Annotated in this window: 17 protein-coding genes; 10 read left to right on the forward strand and 7 right to left on the reverse strand. The window is 36.4% G+C overall.

Features of this window, described 5'->3' with window-relative positions:
- Positions 1-270: 270 nt before the first annotated feature.
- Positions 271-891 carry a hypothetical protein gene (locus tag KDN24_RS05810; RefSeq protein WP_409971409.1) on the reverse strand — a complete coding sequence of 207 codons (621 nt, stop codon included), beginning with the start codon at positions 889-891 and terminating at the stop codon, positions 271-273.
- A gap of 177 nt (positions 892-1,068) precedes the next feature.
- Between KDN24_RS05810 and KDN24_RS05815 the strand changes: the two genes are divergently transcribed.
- From KDN24_RS05815 to KDN24_RS05825, 3 genes are all read left to right on the forward strand, one after another.
- A complete protein-coding gene (locus KDN24_RS05815) occupies positions 1,069-2,061 on the forward strand; it encodes a zinc-binding dehydrogenase (RefSeq protein WP_409971410.1) in 993 nt (330 codons plus the stop codon).
- Positions 2,062-2,176: 115 nt separating this feature from the next.
- Positions 2,177-2,917, forward strand: a complete 741-nt coding sequence (gene map / locus KDN24_RS05820) for a type I methionyl aminopeptidase (protein ID WP_409971411.1) — start codon at positions 2,177-2,179, stop codon at positions 2,915-2,917.
- A 150-nt stretch (positions 2,918-3,067) separates the two neighbouring features.
- Positions 3,068-3,634, forward strand: a complete 567-nt coding sequence (locus tag KDN24_RS05825) for a hypothetical protein (protein WP_409971412.1) — start codon at positions 3,068-3,070, stop codon at positions 3,632-3,634.
- 169 nt (positions 3,635-3,803) lie between these two features.
- Here KDN24_RS05825 and KDN24_RS05830 read toward each other — a convergent pair whose 3' ends face one another.
- Both KDN24_RS05830 and KDN24_RS05835 read right to left on the reverse strand, forming a co-directional pair.
- On the reverse strand, positions 3,804-4,856 hold the full coding sequence (locus KDN24_RS05830; RefSeq protein ID WP_409971413.1) for a lactonase family protein: 1,053 nt from the start codon (positions 4,854-4,856) through the stop codon (positions 3,804-3,806).
- Between the two features lie 282 nt (positions 4,857-5,138).
- Positions 5,139-5,297: a hypothetical protein gene (locus KDN24_RS05835; protein WP_409971414.1), complete on the reverse strand. Its 159-nt coding sequence runs from the start codon at positions 5,295-5,297 to the stop codon at positions 5,139-5,141.
- A 91-nt stretch (positions 5,298-5,388) separates the two neighbouring features.
- Between KDN24_RS05835 and KDN24_RS05840 the strand changes: the two genes are divergently transcribed.
- Positions 5,389-6,336 carry an aminoglycoside phosphotransferase family protein gene (locus tag KDN24_RS05840; RefSeq protein ID WP_409971415.1) on the forward strand — a complete coding sequence of 316 codons (948 nt, stop codon included), beginning with the start codon at positions 5,389-5,391 and terminating at the stop codon, positions 6,334-6,336.
- 120 nt (positions 6,337-6,456) lie between these two features.
- Here the strand turns inward: KDN24_RS05840 and KDN24_RS05845 are convergent, their stop codons facing one another.
- Positions 6,457-7,671, reverse strand: coding sequence for an MFS transporter (locus tag KDN24_RS05845; protein ID WP_409971416.1), 1,215 nt, complete (start codon positions 7,669-7,671; stop codon positions 6,457-6,459).
- A 373-nt stretch (positions 7,672-8,044) separates the two neighbouring features.
- On the opposite strand from KDN24_RS05845, the gene KDN24_RS05850 reads away from it, so the two are divergent.
- Positions 8,045-9,505, forward strand: a complete 1,461-nt coding sequence (locus KDN24_RS05850) for an alanine/glycine:cation symporter family protein (RefSeq protein WP_409971417.1) — start codon at positions 8,045-8,047, stop codon at positions 9,503-9,505.
- A 72-nt stretch (positions 9,506-9,577) separates the two neighbouring features.
- Here the strand turns inward: KDN24_RS05850 and KDN24_RS05855 are convergent, their stop codons facing one another.
- Positions 9,578-10,006, reverse strand: coding sequence for a hypothetical protein (locus KDN24_RS05855; RefSeq protein WP_491348341.1), 429 nt, complete (start codon positions 10,004-10,006; stop codon positions 9,578-9,580).
- A 148-nt stretch (positions 10,007-10,154) separates the two neighbouring features.
- Here KDN24_RS05855 and KDN24_RS05860 point away from each other — a divergent pair, with 148 nt between their 5' ends.
- Together KDN24_RS05860 and KDN24_RS05865 are read left to right on the forward strand one after the other, a co-directional pair.
- Positions 10,155-11,288 carry a DEAD/DEAH box helicase gene (locus tag KDN24_RS05860; RefSeq protein WP_491348342.1) on the forward strand — a complete coding sequence of 378 codons (1,134 nt, stop codon included), beginning with the start codon at positions 10,155-10,157 and terminating at the stop codon, positions 11,286-11,288.
- 84 nt (positions 11,289-11,372) lie between these two features.
- Positions 11,373-11,504, forward strand: coding sequence for a hypothetical protein (locus tag KDN24_RS05865; protein ID WP_409971419.1), 132 nt, complete (start codon positions 11,373-11,375; stop codon positions 11,502-11,504).
- Between the two features lie 91 nt (positions 11,505-11,595).
- On the opposite strand, the gene KDN24_RS05870 is transcribed toward KDN24_RS05865, so the two are convergent.
- Complete coding sequence (locus KDN24_RS05870) at positions 11,596-13,122, reverse strand: FAD-dependent oxidoreductase (RefSeq protein ID WP_409971420.1); 1,527 nt, start codon at positions 13,120-13,122, stop codon at positions 11,596-11,598.
- Between the two features lie 137 nt (positions 13,123-13,259).
- On the opposite strand from KDN24_RS05870, the gene rraA reads away from it, so the two are divergent.
- Positions 13,260-13,736, forward strand: coding sequence for a ribonuclease E activity regulator RraA (gene rraA / locus KDN24_RS05875; RefSeq protein ID WP_409971421.1), 477 nt, complete (start codon positions 13,260-13,262; stop codon positions 13,734-13,736).
- Between the two features lie 45 nt (positions 13,737-13,781).
- Here rraA and KDN24_RS05880 read toward each other — a convergent pair whose 3' ends face one another.
- The gene (locus tag KDN24_RS05880) at positions 13,782-14,705 is read right to left on the reverse strand and encodes a VanW family protein (protein ID WP_491348343.1); all 924 of its coding nucleotides are present in this window, start codon (positions 14,703-14,705) and stop codon (positions 13,782-13,784) included.
- A gap of 161 nt (positions 14,706-14,866) precedes the next feature.
- On the opposite strand from KDN24_RS05880, the gene KDN24_RS05885 reads away from it, so the two are divergent.
- The gene (locus KDN24_RS05885) at positions 14,867-15,223 is read left to right on the forward strand and encodes a lmo0954 family membrane protein (RefSeq protein ID WP_409971423.1); all 357 of its coding nucleotides are present in this window, start codon (positions 14,867-14,869) and stop codon (positions 15,221-15,223) included.
- 23 nt (positions 15,224-15,246) lie between these two features.
- Positions 15,247-15,894 carry a PspA/IM30 family protein gene (locus KDN24_RS05890; RefSeq protein WP_409971424.1) on the forward strand — a complete coding sequence of 216 codons (648 nt, stop codon included), beginning with the start codon at positions 15,247-15,249 and terminating at the stop codon, positions 15,892-15,894.
- Positions 15,895-15,990: the final 96 nt, after the last annotated feature.

The raw sequence follows: 15,990 nt of genomic DNA on the forward strand, positions 1-15,990 counted from the left end.
ATCTAAGTGCGGATTTTATGGCTAATAGAAAAATTTGATTTTACTAACGTACTAAAGTAAAATTTAATTTTTATAATATTACTGCATATAATACCGCATAAGAAAAGCTAAGGCACTCGCCGAAAGGACTTGGCGAATGTCAAGTTTTTCTAATAAAACCTTTGTACAAATATATGTCTGTACCGAAGGAATTAAAACGGAGTTCTTATCTCTTTTTTTAGCGGGGAGGGTTTAAATAAAAAAAGACACACAAATTGTGCATCTTTTTCATCAATTATTATTAAAAATAATTTCTTTATTAAGAATAACTTCCTTAGGTGGAAATTCCATTGGTGCAGCAAATGGTATTAAGGCAAAATCAATATGGCTTAAGTCATCAGGTAATCGTGGTGAAACGGTGAATTGCAATTGTGTATGACCACCACCTCCACGCGCACCATTCTTTCTCACTGTGAAATCGGCTGAACCCGTTACTTGTAAGATTAAATGGGGGATAATATTCCCAATATTTTCGTCATTATGATGTTTATAGTTGATCTCAAGGGTAACAATGCTCGCATGCTCATACTGCATGGAATGGGTCAATACATAATCAAAGTCATCTAAAGTTGATTTTTTCATGATTTGCAAAACCCCAAGAAGTTCTCCAGGTACATCAGGTTGGTAAAAGAGTCCCCTGCTATCATTAAGCTGATTGATGAACCAGCTAATCTCAGAAGTCTCCATTTCAAATTTTTTAGCCCATTCTTCCATTACTTCTACCGTAGGGAAAAAATGCTTTCCTTTTGCTAAAGCTTTTCGTTTATGTATTAGCTTTAATACTTCTTCGTCCACCAATTTAAATTCTTCATTGTAGTCATTTTTTACGCGTTCAAATTCTGCCCATCCCACATTAATCCACTCCTAACATATTAGCTATTCTAATATGAATTTACCATAGAATGACAAATGTATCTAAAATTTAATACATCTACCAAGGAAATAGGTGAAATTATTGTGAATTCAAACAATTCCGAAGTATGATAGAAATAGACTTGTTGTATTTAAAAATTATTGAGGAGTGATGGAATGAAGGCAATTATACATGCAGCTAAATCAGGCTTTAGTGGATTATCTTATGGTGAAATGACAGAAGTGAAACCAATGGAAGGGGAAATTAGAGTAAAACTGAAAGCAGCAGGACTTAACCATCGCGATTTATTTGTTCTCAATCGCCACCTCCCATCAGATCCACCATTAATTATTGGTTCGGACGGAGCGGGTATTGTAGACGCGATTGGTCAAGGTGTAACATCTGTTCAAATCGGTGATGAAATCATCATTAATCCAGGCCTTGGGTGGAAAAAAAATAGTGATGCACCTCCAGTGGGTTTTGAAATAATCGGGCACCCATTCCATGGAACATTTGCTGAATATGTGATTATTCCAGCTGAAAATGCGGCTCCAAGGCCAGAGCATTTAACATGGGAAGAAGCGGGCGTACTGTCATTAGCTGGATTAACTGCATACAGAGCATTGTTTACGAGAGGAAAAGTACAGCCTGGAATGAAAGTGTTTATTCCAGGGGTCGGAAGTGGAGTCGCAACATTTTTAGTGCAGTTTGCGAAGGCTGCTGGGGCAGAAGTTTATGTTAGCTCACGTTCGAAGGAAAAATGTGCGATGGCAATCAAGTTAGGAGCAAACAAAGCGATTGATAGCCACTCAGATTGGAATAAAGCACTTGAAGGTATGAAAATGGATCTTATTATTGAATCAGTTGGAGCTGCCACTTTTAATAAATCACTCGAGCTTCTTCGTCCAGGTGGGACAATTGTTACGTTTGGTGCATCTGCTGGAGATGAAATTCAACTTAATCTTCGCACGTTCTTTTATGGGCAACAAAATTTGTTAGGCTCAACATTAGGAAGTGGAGAAGAATATGCTGAAATGCTTAAGTTTATTGAGATGAACGCAATTAAGCCAGTCGTTGATCGAGTGTTCCAACTGGATGAATTTGAACAGGCATTTAATAGGATGGAACGTGCGGAGCAGTTAGGGAAAATCGGCTTCCGTATAGATTAGCTTTGTTCAACAATAGATGTTTTTTCAGTTGTTTCCTTTCAAGCTGTAAGTTTGAGGAAAGTAGAATATAATATACATAAAGATGAAAGAACATCTAGTGAAGGGACAGGAAGATATGATTGTAAAAAATGATGAAGAGTTAGCAGGTCTGAAAGAAATCGGAAAAATTGTTGCAATTATCCGTGATGAACTAATCGAACGAACAAAACCAGGCGTTACAACAAAAGAATTAGATGATTATGCAGGAGAGCTTTTTGAAAAGTATGAAGCAATTTCTGGACCAAAAGGGGAATATCAATTCCCAGGATTTACATGTATAAGTGTGAATGAAGAGGTAGCACACGGAATACCTGGAAAGCGTGTTATTCAGAAAGGTGACTTAGTAAACATTGATGTTTCTGGTTCAAAGAATGGATATTTCGCAGATACGGGACTATCCATTGTGGTTGGAGAAAATGAAAAGCTCCAGCATCTTTGTGAAACTGCACAGAAAGCCTTTGAAGAAGGTCTTAAGAAAATTAGAGCAGGTGCTAAGCTTAGTGTGATCGGAAAAATTGTTAACAGAACAGCCAATCAGAATGGCTACACGGTGATTAAAAACCTCACTGGACATGGGGTAGGGCGTGCTCTTCATGAGGAGCCAGACCATATATTAAACTATTTCGATCCGTGGGATACACAATTGTTGAAAGAGGGAATGGTGTTAGCTTTCGAACCATTTATTTCAACAAGTGCAGAAGAAGTTATTGAACTGGGAGATGGCTGGACTTTTGTTACTCATGATAAAAGCCTTGTTGCTCAATGTGAACATACATTAATTGTGACAAAAGATGAGCCGATTATTGTTACTCGATAATTTTGCAAACACACTATCTAGAGGAGATTTCATTTTTAGATGGTGTGTTTATTTTTTATGGCTTAAATATTTCGATAGATTCTATTATTTTACCTAAATCAGTTCAGTTAAAATGTTATAATGATACGGAGTAAGTGAGGAGGTGAAATAGTGGACAAGCAATTGGAAAAGCAAATTCTATCTGCGCTGGAACAAATTAATTTGAAGCTTGATAAACAAGATAAAACCCTTTATACCCATGGAGAAATGCTTAAAGAACAGGGAGAAATACTTAAAGTTCATGGAAAAATGCTTAAAAACCATGGGGAAGTTCTTAACATCCATAGTGAACTCCTTAAGGCACATAGTGAACTGTTTAAAACACAAGGTGCTAAGCTTTCAAATTTAGAAGAGATGCAACGACAACAAGGTGCTAAGCTTTCAAATTTAGAAGAGATGCAACAGCAACAAGGTGCTAAGCTTTCAAACATAGAAGAAGTGCAGCGACTACAAGGTGAAACACTTAAAGAGCATACCAGCTTAATTAAAGCATTAATAAATGGTCAGGAATCCTTGAAGGCTGAATTAAGTGAAATGAGATTACAAAATGCTAAGGACTTCGGTGAAATTAAAGGACAAATAAAAGGAATTGAAGACAGTATTGATTTATTGAAGGAAGATATATGGATGAATAAGAAAGACATTCGCAGAATCCAAAAAACGATGGGAATGTGTTAAAAAGGATAAACACCGTTTGGATAGCACTCATATTCCCCAAAAAATGCACAGCTTATTAACCCTCATTTGATAAAATTCCTTAAAAAATAGCCTTCCAAGTAATTAAGGAAGGCTATTTCTAGTAATAAATCCTAAGAATATTACCTTGAAAAAATTTTAAAAGATATGTTTACTTTAGGAATTTCACACAAACTGGTTCAGGAACTACAATATTTTTCTGCAATAAAGTTAGTTTTCCAGTAGCTTCATCTCTCGCGAATAAAACAAGATTCCCTGAATTTTGGTTAGAGGCGACAAGAAATTTCTCGGTAGGGTCTAATGTAAAATCCCTTGGCCAATCTCCTTCCGTAGAAGTATGGTCAATGATATGAAGCATTCCTGTTTCTTCATTAACTTGGAAGATAGCAATGCTATTATGACCACGATTGCCTGCATATACAAAATGGCCGTCAGAGGAAATATGGATGGCACTTCCTTGATTGTTCTCATCAAAATTTTCAGGAATGGTTGATATAGATTGAAGCTGTTTGAAGCTTCCATCTTTCTGATCATAACTTAAGACAAGAACTTCTGAGCTAAATTCAGTCATGACAAAAGCATGTTTTCCGTTCGGATGAAATGTAATATGTCTAGGTCCACTGCCTGGCTTTACTGAGAGAGAATTTTTTTGAGCAAACTTACCGTTTAATAATTCATACGTAATAATTTTATCAATACCAAGCTCTACAGCTATAACGAATTTTTTATCTGGTGTAAATCCTGCATAATGGGTATGTGGCTTTTCTTGTCTTTTATCAGGCCCTTTTCCTGTATGTACAATAATAGAAGTTGGAGGAAGAATCGCCCCTGTTTCCTGATTCAAATCATGTGCTTCTATCGTGCCTTTATGGTAGTTGGCGCTTAAGACATAGTTTGATTTATTGTCTATGCTTACATGACATGGAGGTGCGCCTTCTGAAACATGGCTGTTAATAAAAGTTAATTCACCATTTTGGCTATTAACACGAAAAGCAGCGATTCCACCTAATTCTCCATCCTTCACAACCGAATATAGAAAATGATTGTCATGGCTTAAAGCTAAATAGGTTGGATTATCAAGTTCAGCAACAAGTGCAGCCTCAGCTATTTCCCCTTTTTTTGTATCTAAAGTGAAAGAATAAATTCCTTTACTCTCCCCTTTTGTATAAGTGCCGATAAGTCCGACGAACTTATAGTTATCCATAACGACTTGCCCCTCCCATTCACTTAACATTCTGTTTCTTTTACTTTATCATAGAATTTCAGGATAGCAAAAATGGTACTATTTGTATTGACATTCGTCATGCAAGTTAGAAAATTTTAGAATTGGAGATATAATGGGGAATTTTCCTTTTCTATATTACTAATATCAATTAGTTCAACTACCAGTGGGGGATGGGGCAGTCTAAGAACGCGATGTCCTGTCACAACGTCTGCAATAGCACATCCTGCGCGTCGAAAAACCCCCACTGAATGAAGTTTCAGATTAATTGTCGTCTCCACTATCGTTATCTTCATTATCTACTTTATAAATATGGAGTCCAGGCTTTGCATCTTTGTCAATTTTGACTTGGCAACCAGTAATAAGAAATAACGAAAAAATAAGTGATGTAAAAGTTAAGAATTTCTTATTCTTTATGAACATTAAAAATCTTCCTTTCTAATTTTAGTATTAGTGTATTAGTTGTATAATGCACTAATACGATATAGGGAGTCAATAATTATGAGGAGGTATGATGAATATGATTAAGACATTGCGACAAAGTATCCCTTTTCTACAGAATGCCATTGAAATTGAAATCATTCATAAAGGTTTTTCCAGTGATGTAAAGTATGTTGTCTATTTCAAGCAAGGAGAAAAATATTTATTAAGAACAGCTGATCTGAACCTATTTTCCAGAAAAGCGGAAGAATTTCATCTGTTAAGTACATTACATAAAATGCAGGTTAATTCGCCAAAACCGATTAAGATCGGAGAAGTAGCAGAGTTAGAAAAATGCTATTATTTGCTTTCATATATTGAAGGTGAAGATGCACGAGATTTACTCCCTTTTTATCGTAATATAGTTCAATATGAAATTGGCCTGGAAGCAGGAGCTGATTTAAAGAAAATTAATTCAATTCATGCACCTATCTCAATAGGTCCCTGGTATGAAAGGAAAATGAAAAAATATAAAGCGTATTTAGAAACGTATAAAACATGTGGGATTAAAATTAAAGAGGATCATAAACTGATAGCGTTTATTGATAAGCATGTACATTATTTGAAGGAGCGGCCTAGTCAGTTTCTTCATGATGATTTCCATGTTGGGAACTTAATTGTTAAAGATGAGAAGTATGCGGGAGTAATCGACTTTAATCGTTTTGATTGGGGAGATCCCTATTTTGAGTTTATTAAAGTAGGTTTGTTTAGCAGGGAAGTAAGCATCCCTTTTTCAGTCGGACAAATTCAGGGCTATTTTAACGATAATATTCCGAATGATTTTTGGCAGCTTTACTCAGTTTATTTAGCAATGGAATTGTTATCTGCTGTAGTTTGGACAAAAAAAGTAGTTCCAGAGAAATTAACTGATATGTTTGAACGGATAGAGATGATTTTAGAGGATCATAAAGGGTTTGAGCTAATTATTCCGACTTGGTATAGCGAATACAACAAAGAAAGCGATATTGAAATATCAAACTAAATCATATTATTGAAAGACTATCATATTGACACCAAAATAAAAAGCTGTTCCTTGATCATATGAAATGACAAAGGAACAGCTTATTTATGAACAAACAAAATGGCTGAAAAAGGGAAAGATTTATGCAGATTTCCCCACTACTTCTGTTTTTGGATGGCGGTTCAGTGCAGCTAATAAGATTAATCCACTTATAATAAGCAGCATACTTGTTGAAATGAACACGGCAGTAAATCCAAAATAACCCGAAACAATGCCTCCCATTGCAGGCCCAATTATATTCCCGAAGAAACGTAAGCTCGTATTATATCCGAGTACTTCGCCTTGCATCGCAAGCGGGGCTTCCTGCCGAATATAGGCAATGCGAACAGGGATGATCCCGCCAATTGAAATTCCCAGTAAAAACCGAATGAAGACAAGCTGCCATATATTAGTGACAAATCCTCCAGGTAAATAAAAGATCCCAGCAATAAATAGTAAGATGATCAAAATTTTTATATAACCATAACGGTCAGCAATTTTCCCCCATTGTCTCGCCATCATTAAGTTCCCTAGCCCGGCTGCTGAAAAAGCTATTCCTGCGAAGAAAGCAAGATTTTCAGGTCCATGTAATTCACTGACATATAAGGATAGAATCGGTTGAACACTAAAATGTGCCATTTGAATAAGGGATGAAATAAGGAGTACCGTTAGTAAAATAGGGTGTCGAATGATGTGTAATAGCACTTCTTTACTAGAATATTTTGTTCTTGTATTTTCGTTACTCGATATTTTATATTCTCTTGCAAAGATGACGAGAAAAGCAGAGATAAATATTGAAATTGACGTCCATTTAAATGTATCTGCGTAGCCGAACGAATCTGCAAGAATTCCACCAAGCAAAGGTCCCATTAAAGAGCCGGTTATACTTCCTGTTTGAAGTGTGCCCATCACTTTACCAGCAATTTCTTTTGGTGTTTGTGTCGAAATAAAGGCTTGTGACATCCCAATAAAACCTGTAAAAATCCCCATTACGAGGCGGAGGATAAATAGCTGCCAAACAGATGTAACAAATCCCATTAGGAAAATAGAAATCCCCATCCCAATTCCAGAGAAAATAAGGATTTTTTTTCTTCCGTATAAGTCTCCAATTCTTCCCCAAATCGGTGAAAAAATAAAGGCCGTAACAAATGTAACCGCAAATGTCCAACCAGACCATTGCTGAACATAAGTCGTTGAGTATTTTCCGAATGTCTCAATATATAAAGAGATAAACGGTAAAACCATCGTCATGCTTCCAGAAATAAAGAAATTTGCGAACCACATGATAGATAAATTGCGTTTAGCTTCCCGAGTCATTAAATATACAGCTTCTTTCTGAACAATTATTTCGGAACCCTAAATATATTATAACGAAATTTTCGAAAATATAAAATGAAATAACTTATAAGAGAGGAACTGTACATTTTTTTCTAAAAGTCATAAAAATACTAAAATGTATCTGTATAAAACCAATAAAAAAATTGTTGTATTATAACAAATGGTAATTTTTAAATGTCATTAAGGAAGAGAAATGATATTATCTGTATTTACTTGTAATATAACAATTTTATTTGATTTAAATTTTGCTATAAAAATGATTTTTAAAAATAATAATTGTTTTATTTTTACGCTTGTTCTATAATTCTTAATAGGTAAAAGATTCAGAATATATAAAAAAGGGGGAATTTTGTTGGAGGCTTTTGTAGGTTCATTGAATGATATTTTATGGAGTACACCGGCAATCTATGCTTGTCTAGGTATTGGATTATTTTTTTCTTTACTAACGAGGTTTTTACAAGTAAGACATATTAAAGAGATGGTTACCCTTATGTTCCAAGGAAAAAGTTCTGAAGCGGGTGTTTCATCTTTCCAGGCATTATCTATCGCTCTTTCTGGCCGTGTAGGAACTGGTAATATTGCTGGAACTGCAACTGCAATTGCAATGGGGGGACCAGGAGCTGTTTTCTGGATGTGGGCAATTGCCTTTATTGGTGCAGGATCGGCTTATGTTGAATCGACATTAGCACAAATTTATAAAGTGAAAAAAGATGGGCAATATCGTGGCGGCCCGGCCTATTACATAGAAAAAGGAATCGGAATTAAATGGTTTGCTGTCCTTTTCGCTATATCTGCTTTACTGGCAATGGCAGTCTTAATGCCCGGAGTTCAATCCAACTCAATTGCAACAGGGATGGAAAATGCATTTGGTATTAATAAAGCGGTTACAGGATTCATTATTATTTTTCTATTAGGTTTAATTATTTTTGGCGGAGTAAAGAGAATTGCTTCTGTTGCACAAATTACTGTACCATTTATGGCGTTAGGTTATATGTTAGTTGCTCTTATCATTATTGGTTTGAATATTAGTGAAGTACCAGCAGTAATTTCTTTGATTTTTAAAAGTGCATTTGGGGCTGACGCTGCATTTGGCGGAATTCTTGGGAGTGCAATCGCATGGGGAGTAAAACGTGGAATTTACTCGAATGAAGCGGGACAAGGAACTGGTGCACATGCTGCTGGAGCTGCGGAAGTTTCCCACCCTGCAAAACAAGGATTAGTTCAAGCGTTTTCTGTATACATAGATACGCTATTTGTATGTTCAGCAACAGCATTCATGATCTTATTTACCGGCATGTATAACACAGTTGATGAGAAAAATAATGGTGCAGTCCTTTATGAAGGCTTGGCAGGAGTTGAAGCAGGTCCAGGATACACACAAGCTGCAGTTGAAACAGTCTTGCCAGGCTTCGGCTCAGGATTCGTAGCGATTTCTCTTTTCTTCTTTGCTTTCACGACGATTATGGCTTACTACTATATTGCAGAAACAAATGTTGCCTATTTATTTAGAAACAGTAAATGGCCGATGTTTTTCTTGAAGCTTATATTGCTTGGAGCAACATTCTACGGTGCAGTCAAAACAGCAGGTCTAGCATGGGCATTAGGGGATGTTGGCTTAGGTTTAATGGTATGGTTGAACTTAATTGCCATTGTCATTCTCACAAAACCGGCCGTAATTGCTTTGAAAGATTATGAAGCACAAAAGAAACAAGGACTCGACCCTGTGTTTAACTCGACAAAGCTCGGCATCAAAAATGCTGAGTACTGGGAAAATGGTTATCAGCTTGAAAGTGAAAAAGAAAAAGTATCTTAACAAAGAATTGAAAAAATGCTCGGCTAAAGCTGGAGCATTTTTTCTTGTTTACATGTAAGATTACTCACATTCTTATTGTGAGCTACTTAAAATGTTTATGATGAATTCGTTTGCTGATTTTCGATTCGATATTGTAAAGAAGAAAAAGTGATTTTCATCATCATAAGTCATAATATATGGTTCTTCGTCTTCAGGGTAAAATATAATCATTTCATCAACGAGGGAGTCCATCCATTGATTTTTAACATGAATCATTGGTTTAATCGGAATTTTCATCATAAGACCTTTTTTAGGAATAGGATTAATTTTTTTGTAAATATCATGAATATCATTAAGAATATTCTCTGCTTTAGCTTGGATCATTGGATTTGACGGTACGCTTTTAATGACGCTCTCTTTTTCGATATCAAAAACTTCAATTTGATTCATTGTTTCTGCATGAATAGGAACATTAACCATTAGGAATGAAATAAAAAAAAGAAATCCAATTTTTCGAATCAATCTAATTCACCTCAGTAATAATATGACCAAGTTGGATTTTCTTTATAAAAACAATGAATGGTAAAGACTAGACATCATTCTTTTCATACGATAGGATCATTAACAGTAATAATGACGTTTATATTGTTAAAACATAAAGGAGTTACCTATGACACATTCGTTAATTAATCAACTAAAGCCTTTTTTACAAGAAGGATGGAAAAAATCTGAATTTCAGCAGCCAACAACCATTCAGATGAGAACGATTCCAGCTGTATTAGAAGGAAAGGATGTTATCGCAGAATCGCCAACAGGAACGGGGAAGACGCTTGCCTATTTATTGCCAATACTGGAACGAATTGACCCAGAAAAAAAAGCCGTACAGGCTGTTGTCATCGCACCTTCTCAAGAGCTCGTTATGCAAATCCTTCAAGAAATTCAGAACTGGACTGAAGGCAGTGGTATTCGAGCTGCTTCATTCATCGGAGGGGCCAATGTAAAACGGCAGCTCGAAAAATTGAAGAAGCATCCGAATATTGCTATTGGGACACCAGGAAGAATGCTAGAGCTAATTAAACAGAAAAAGCTAAAGATGCATGAAGTAAAAACAGTTGTGCTTGATGAGGTTGATCAATTATTTGTTCCAGAACATTTAGATACGATTAGAAGTATTGTGAAGTCAACATTAAGTGAGCGCCAAGTTATAATGGTATCGGCTACTCTTCCGATTGCGGTAGAAAAAATAGCTAAGGAATTAACGAATGCTCCCGAAGTTATTAAAGTGGAGACGGATGATACCATTAATGCTGAGGCTGTAGAACATATTTATTTCATTGTTGAGCAAAGGGACAAAATAAAGCTGCTTGAAAAAATTTCACGCCTTGAAGCGATCAAAGCTCTTGTATTTGTAAAGGATATTGGGAATCTTACAGTAATCGCTGAAAAATTACAATACAATCATATCCATTCTAGCTCTCTTCATAGTGACCTTAGCAAAGTTGAGAGGCAAAGTGCTTTAAAGGATTTTCGAGCTGGAAAGACAAATATGCTTCTAGCAACAGATGTAGCTGCGCGAGGATTAGATATTAAAGGTGTGACCCATGTTGTTCATGTTGATTTTCCAAAGGATATGAAGCAATATATTCACCGTTCTGGAAGGACAGGTAGATTCGGAGCGAGCGGAACAGTTATTTCTCTTGTGACAGAGAGGGAAGAAAGAGAATTGAAGAAGTTTACAAAAGAATTGGGCACACAAGCTAATAAAAAAGTAATGCGAGGCGGTAAGGTTGTTGACCCTACTTAACAGGATTATCCTGAATAATGTGTGCATATTCGCCCATACTACATTTGAAAGAAAGCACGATTGATAAAAGGAGTAGAGGCGAATATGGGTAGAAAAAAACTAGGTAATGCAAATGCACAACGAAACAATAACGTAAAAAAAGGCAATCGCACAAGCTCTGAACTAGTCGAATTTACGACTGGAGCAGACAAAAATAATACTGCCAATAAACAATAACAGGTGCCAGGCACCACTCGTGGACAGAGTGGTGCCTTTTGTCTTTTTATGGTGCCTGGCACCGTTTTAAGACACCGTTTTAGGCACCGTTTTATTCCAATTCAACTTTTCTTAACGGCCTTTTCGTTGGCCCGTTAAGTACTTCTCCATTATATGAATAACGTGAGCCGTGACAAGGGCAATCCCATGTTCGCTCTGCGTCGTTCCATTCAGTTTCACAGCCAAGATGTGTACAAGTCGTATCGACTAAATGGAGTTTGCCTTCTGTATCTCTATATGCTCCCGCTCTTTTCCCATTGACCATTACAACAGCACCTTCATCGTTTGCAACTTCACTTGGTTCTTTCGGGACAAGCTCAAGTTTCCCTTTAATTAAATGACCTGCAACATCAGTGTTGATTGAAATGACCTTCTTAAGGCTAGGGTCGGCTTGAAATCTTGAAGGATTGAATAAATCACGATAAGGGTTGTCTTTTTCCATAATGATATCTTTCAACAATAGAGCGGCAGCGGTCCCATTCGTCATACCCCATTTTCGATAGCCAGTTGCAACAAGAATCCCATGCTTATTTGCCGTAATTTGGCCAATATAAGGTACTTTATCAAGAGTGATTAAATCTTGTGCTGACCAACGATATGGATAATCGGTGATTTTTAACGTTTTTTCCGCAAATTCCTCTAATGCCTCATAATGCTTTATCATATTAATTCCTTGACCTGTTTTATGGCCTTCTCCTCCGACGAGGATAAGCTTATCTCCATTATAAGGAGTAAATCTTAATGAACGAGTTGGCATATCAGCACTATAATACATACCACCTGGAAAATCTTTTTCCGTTTTCACACCAAGAACATAAGAGCGGCTAGCATACATTCTTGCAAAATAAAATCCCATCATATCGACAAATGGGAAGTGTGAAGCAACAATAACATGCTTACAATTTACACGATGTCCATCTCTCGTTATGACGACAGGATGATCACCTTCTCCAATGTCGGTTGCAGTCGTATGTTCATAAACCATCCCACCTGCTTCAGTGAAACGATCAAGAAGTTGGCGTAAATATTTTAAAGGATGAAACTGAGCTTGGTTTTTCATCACGATTACTGATTTTGTTTGAATATCGAAAGGAATGCTATCAGCCGTTGTACTAGCAATTCCAAGCTTAGCGTACGCATCCATTTCTGTTTCGACTTTATGAGCATATTCATCTGTTGTTGCATAAATAATGGCATCTTCATTGCTAAAGTCGCAGTCGATTTGTTTTTCTGATACGGTTTGCCGAATGAAGTTTAATGCACTATTTTGTGCCTCATAATAAAGCTTTGCTTTTTCCACGCCAAAGTGATTGATTAATTCGTCATAAATTAACCCATGCTGTGCAGTAATCTTTGCAGTAGTATGACCAGTCGTACCGGTTAAAACGCTGCCTGCTTCTAAAATCGTGACTTTATAGCCTTCCTTCACTAACAGTAAACCCGCGGTAATCCCGGTTATTCCACCACCAATGATGGCAACATCAGTCGAAGTATGTTCAGTTAATTTTCCGAATGTAGGCTGCTCGATTTCTCTCCAATAAGATTCAGGGGATTTTGGCATTTTTGAATTAGATGTCATAATGTTCCTCCAATAAATATTCTTATACATAATTTTTCCAATTGAGACAGTTTGTATACAAGGTTCTCTTGAAAAGGAGGATTATCACAATTGCTGGTGAATAGTTTATATAAAAAACAAATGGAGGGATTGTCAATATGAATATGAAAACAGCTGATTTATGTGATGAATTTAAAAGTGAATTAACTGTTTGTCAGTTAGAGTTTAAATCCTATGGAAAAAGAAAACGTTTTTTTGGAAAAATATCAACCGTTAAAGTATTCGAGGACAATGTCCTGGTGAAAAAGGCATTAGAAACGATTCCAGAAGGAAATGTACTGATTGTTGATGGAGGGGGGTCAAAAAGATGTGCGCTATTAGGTGATCAACTAGGTGAAATTGCTGTACGTAGAAAGCTTGCTGGCGTCATTATTAACGGATGTATCCGAGATACAGCTGAGCTTGCTGGCTTAGACGTTGGCATTTTTGCTATTGGCAGCAATCCGTTAAGGAGTGAGAAAAAAGGAAAAGGTGATCAAGAAATCACTGTAACATTTGGTGGGATTACATGGAATCCGGGTGATTACGTATATGCAGATGAGGATGGAGTAATCGTCAGTCCTAGAGCACTATAAACAAAAGGCGAAGGGAAAATAAAATCCCTTCGCTTAAAACCTGACTTAATCCATTGCCTCCTCAGCAATATGTATTTCCTCTGGAAGCATTTTCGAAGCTTCTGGTACAGAACGAGGCTCATAGTCGATTTCATCGGAGGAATAAATCTGAATAACCATTTGTCCTCCAAAGACTTTTGCACGAATGAGGATCGGAAGGCTATAAATGTTTTTAAAACGATAATCTGGTCCATTCCAGCTTACTGCAGCATCTCTACCAGGTGGTACATACGGAACTTTTTTTGAATGGGAGTAGCGTGCTAAAATTTTCATTCCAGCACGATCTGTTGCATTAAATAAAGTTGACGACACTTGGCAGATCCCGCCACCAATATCCTCTGACAGCTCTCCTCTAACAATGACAGGTGCTTTCATATATCCTCTTTCCTTTGTTCTTTGTCCAACAATTCGATTAAATGAAAAGGTTTCCCCAGGAAAAATAACATAACTATCGATTGCTTGAGCAGCCAGTTTAATATTATGGGTTCTTGCTCGATTTCTTTGATTAAAAAAAGTGACATATTGTCCAATTTGTTTCGTCCGAATATGAATTAATAAATCACGGTCTACTTTCGGATGAATTGGGAGCATAGGCAACTCTATTTCCGCAGCAGTTGAATGATAAAAAAAAGAATAGAATAGATCAGTGAATGCTTTTCGATATAATCTTCGTCCGAACTCCCCCTCTCTCACTTGTCCTGCATGATCAATATAAGCATTTTTTGGTTCCAAGTATGTCAAATTGTCCAGCTTAATCAGAAGTTGATTATATTTATCTAAATCAATGAGAGGAACTCCTGGAATAGGCGATTCATAAGTAGAACGATCAATATTTGCTATCGTTTCCCCTTGACTTTTAACTGTTAAGCTGTCAGGAAGATTGACTGGCTGAATAAATAGCAATAATCCACATAACCAAGAAAAGCTCATGAACTTCAACACCTCCCAAACTTAGTATGGTTTTCATTTGAAATTTCAAACCACATATCTACTTGTACTCCGTCTCAAGTCGTAGTTAAAAATAAAGCTCTAGCTCGTTATGAAAATTTGGGAATCTAGGTAAGATGGAATCAAGAAAGGAGGAAATGAACATGAAGAAATTCGGTTTATTTTTAATAGGAGGGCTAGCAGCGTTAGTCTTACTATCGAATTTAGGTTCGATAATTGGTTTAGCAATAAGCATTTTAATTTTATACCTCGTGTTTAAACAGTTTTTGAAAGCAAACTCAACATTAGGAAAAATTGCCTGGGGCATACTTGGGTTAATCATTCTCGCAACTTCTGCAACAAATGTACCAGCGATTCTAGGTATTGCAGCTGCCTATATTCTTTACTTAGTATACAAAAAGTGGAATGAAACAAAAGCAGCAGAAGTAAAAGTAAAAGTTGAAGATAATGACCCATTTGTCAATTTTGAAAAACAATGGTCTGAATTAAATCGAAACTAAAATGATGGTAAGGAGAGATTAAGATGGGAAATTTATTTACTCGCATTAAAAACACAGTATTAGCAGATATCAATGAGGCTTTAGATAAAAAGGAAAATAAGAATCCAATAAGTTTATTAAATCAATACTTGCGGGAATGTGAAGTTGAAACAGAAAAGGTTCGTAAGTTAGTGGAGCGCCAATATTTACTGAAAGAGGAATTTGCACGTGAATATAATCAAGCGCAAGAATTAGCTAACAAAAGAAAACGCCAGGCGGAAATTGCTGCTCAGGCAGGGGAAACGGAATTAACTTTATTCGCCTCTGACGAGTATGAGCATTATGAAGAACGTGCTTATCGTTTGAAAGAAGCTTTAAATCATGCTACTTCTCAGCTTGGAGATTTAGAACGTAAATATGAAGAAATGAAGCATAAGCTAAAAGATATGCATATTCGCAGAATGGAGCTAATGGGTAGAGAGAATGTGACAAGAGCACAAAATAGAATAAACAAAGTACTCGACAATAACGATCACTCAAACAACTCTTATTCACGTTTTCAAGAAATTGAAACATATTTAGACCGATTAGAGCATCAAGTTAATAGCTCTTATCATCGCAACACAATTGATGCAAGAATCGCTCAATTAGAAAAAGACATGAAAAAAGAAGAAACTCATTCTATTTCTTAAGGGAAACATGGTATTCTTAAAAGGCGTACATAAAGTTACGCCTTTTCGGGCTAATAGAATCGTTAAAATTTATGCAGATACTAAATTAAAGCTGAA

It is taken from the genome of Cytobacillus sp. Bva_UNVM-123 (assembly GCF_046351715.2).
In the GTDB taxonomy this organism is placed as follows: Bacteria; Bacillota; Bacilli; order Bacillales; family Cytobacillaceae; genus Cytobacillus.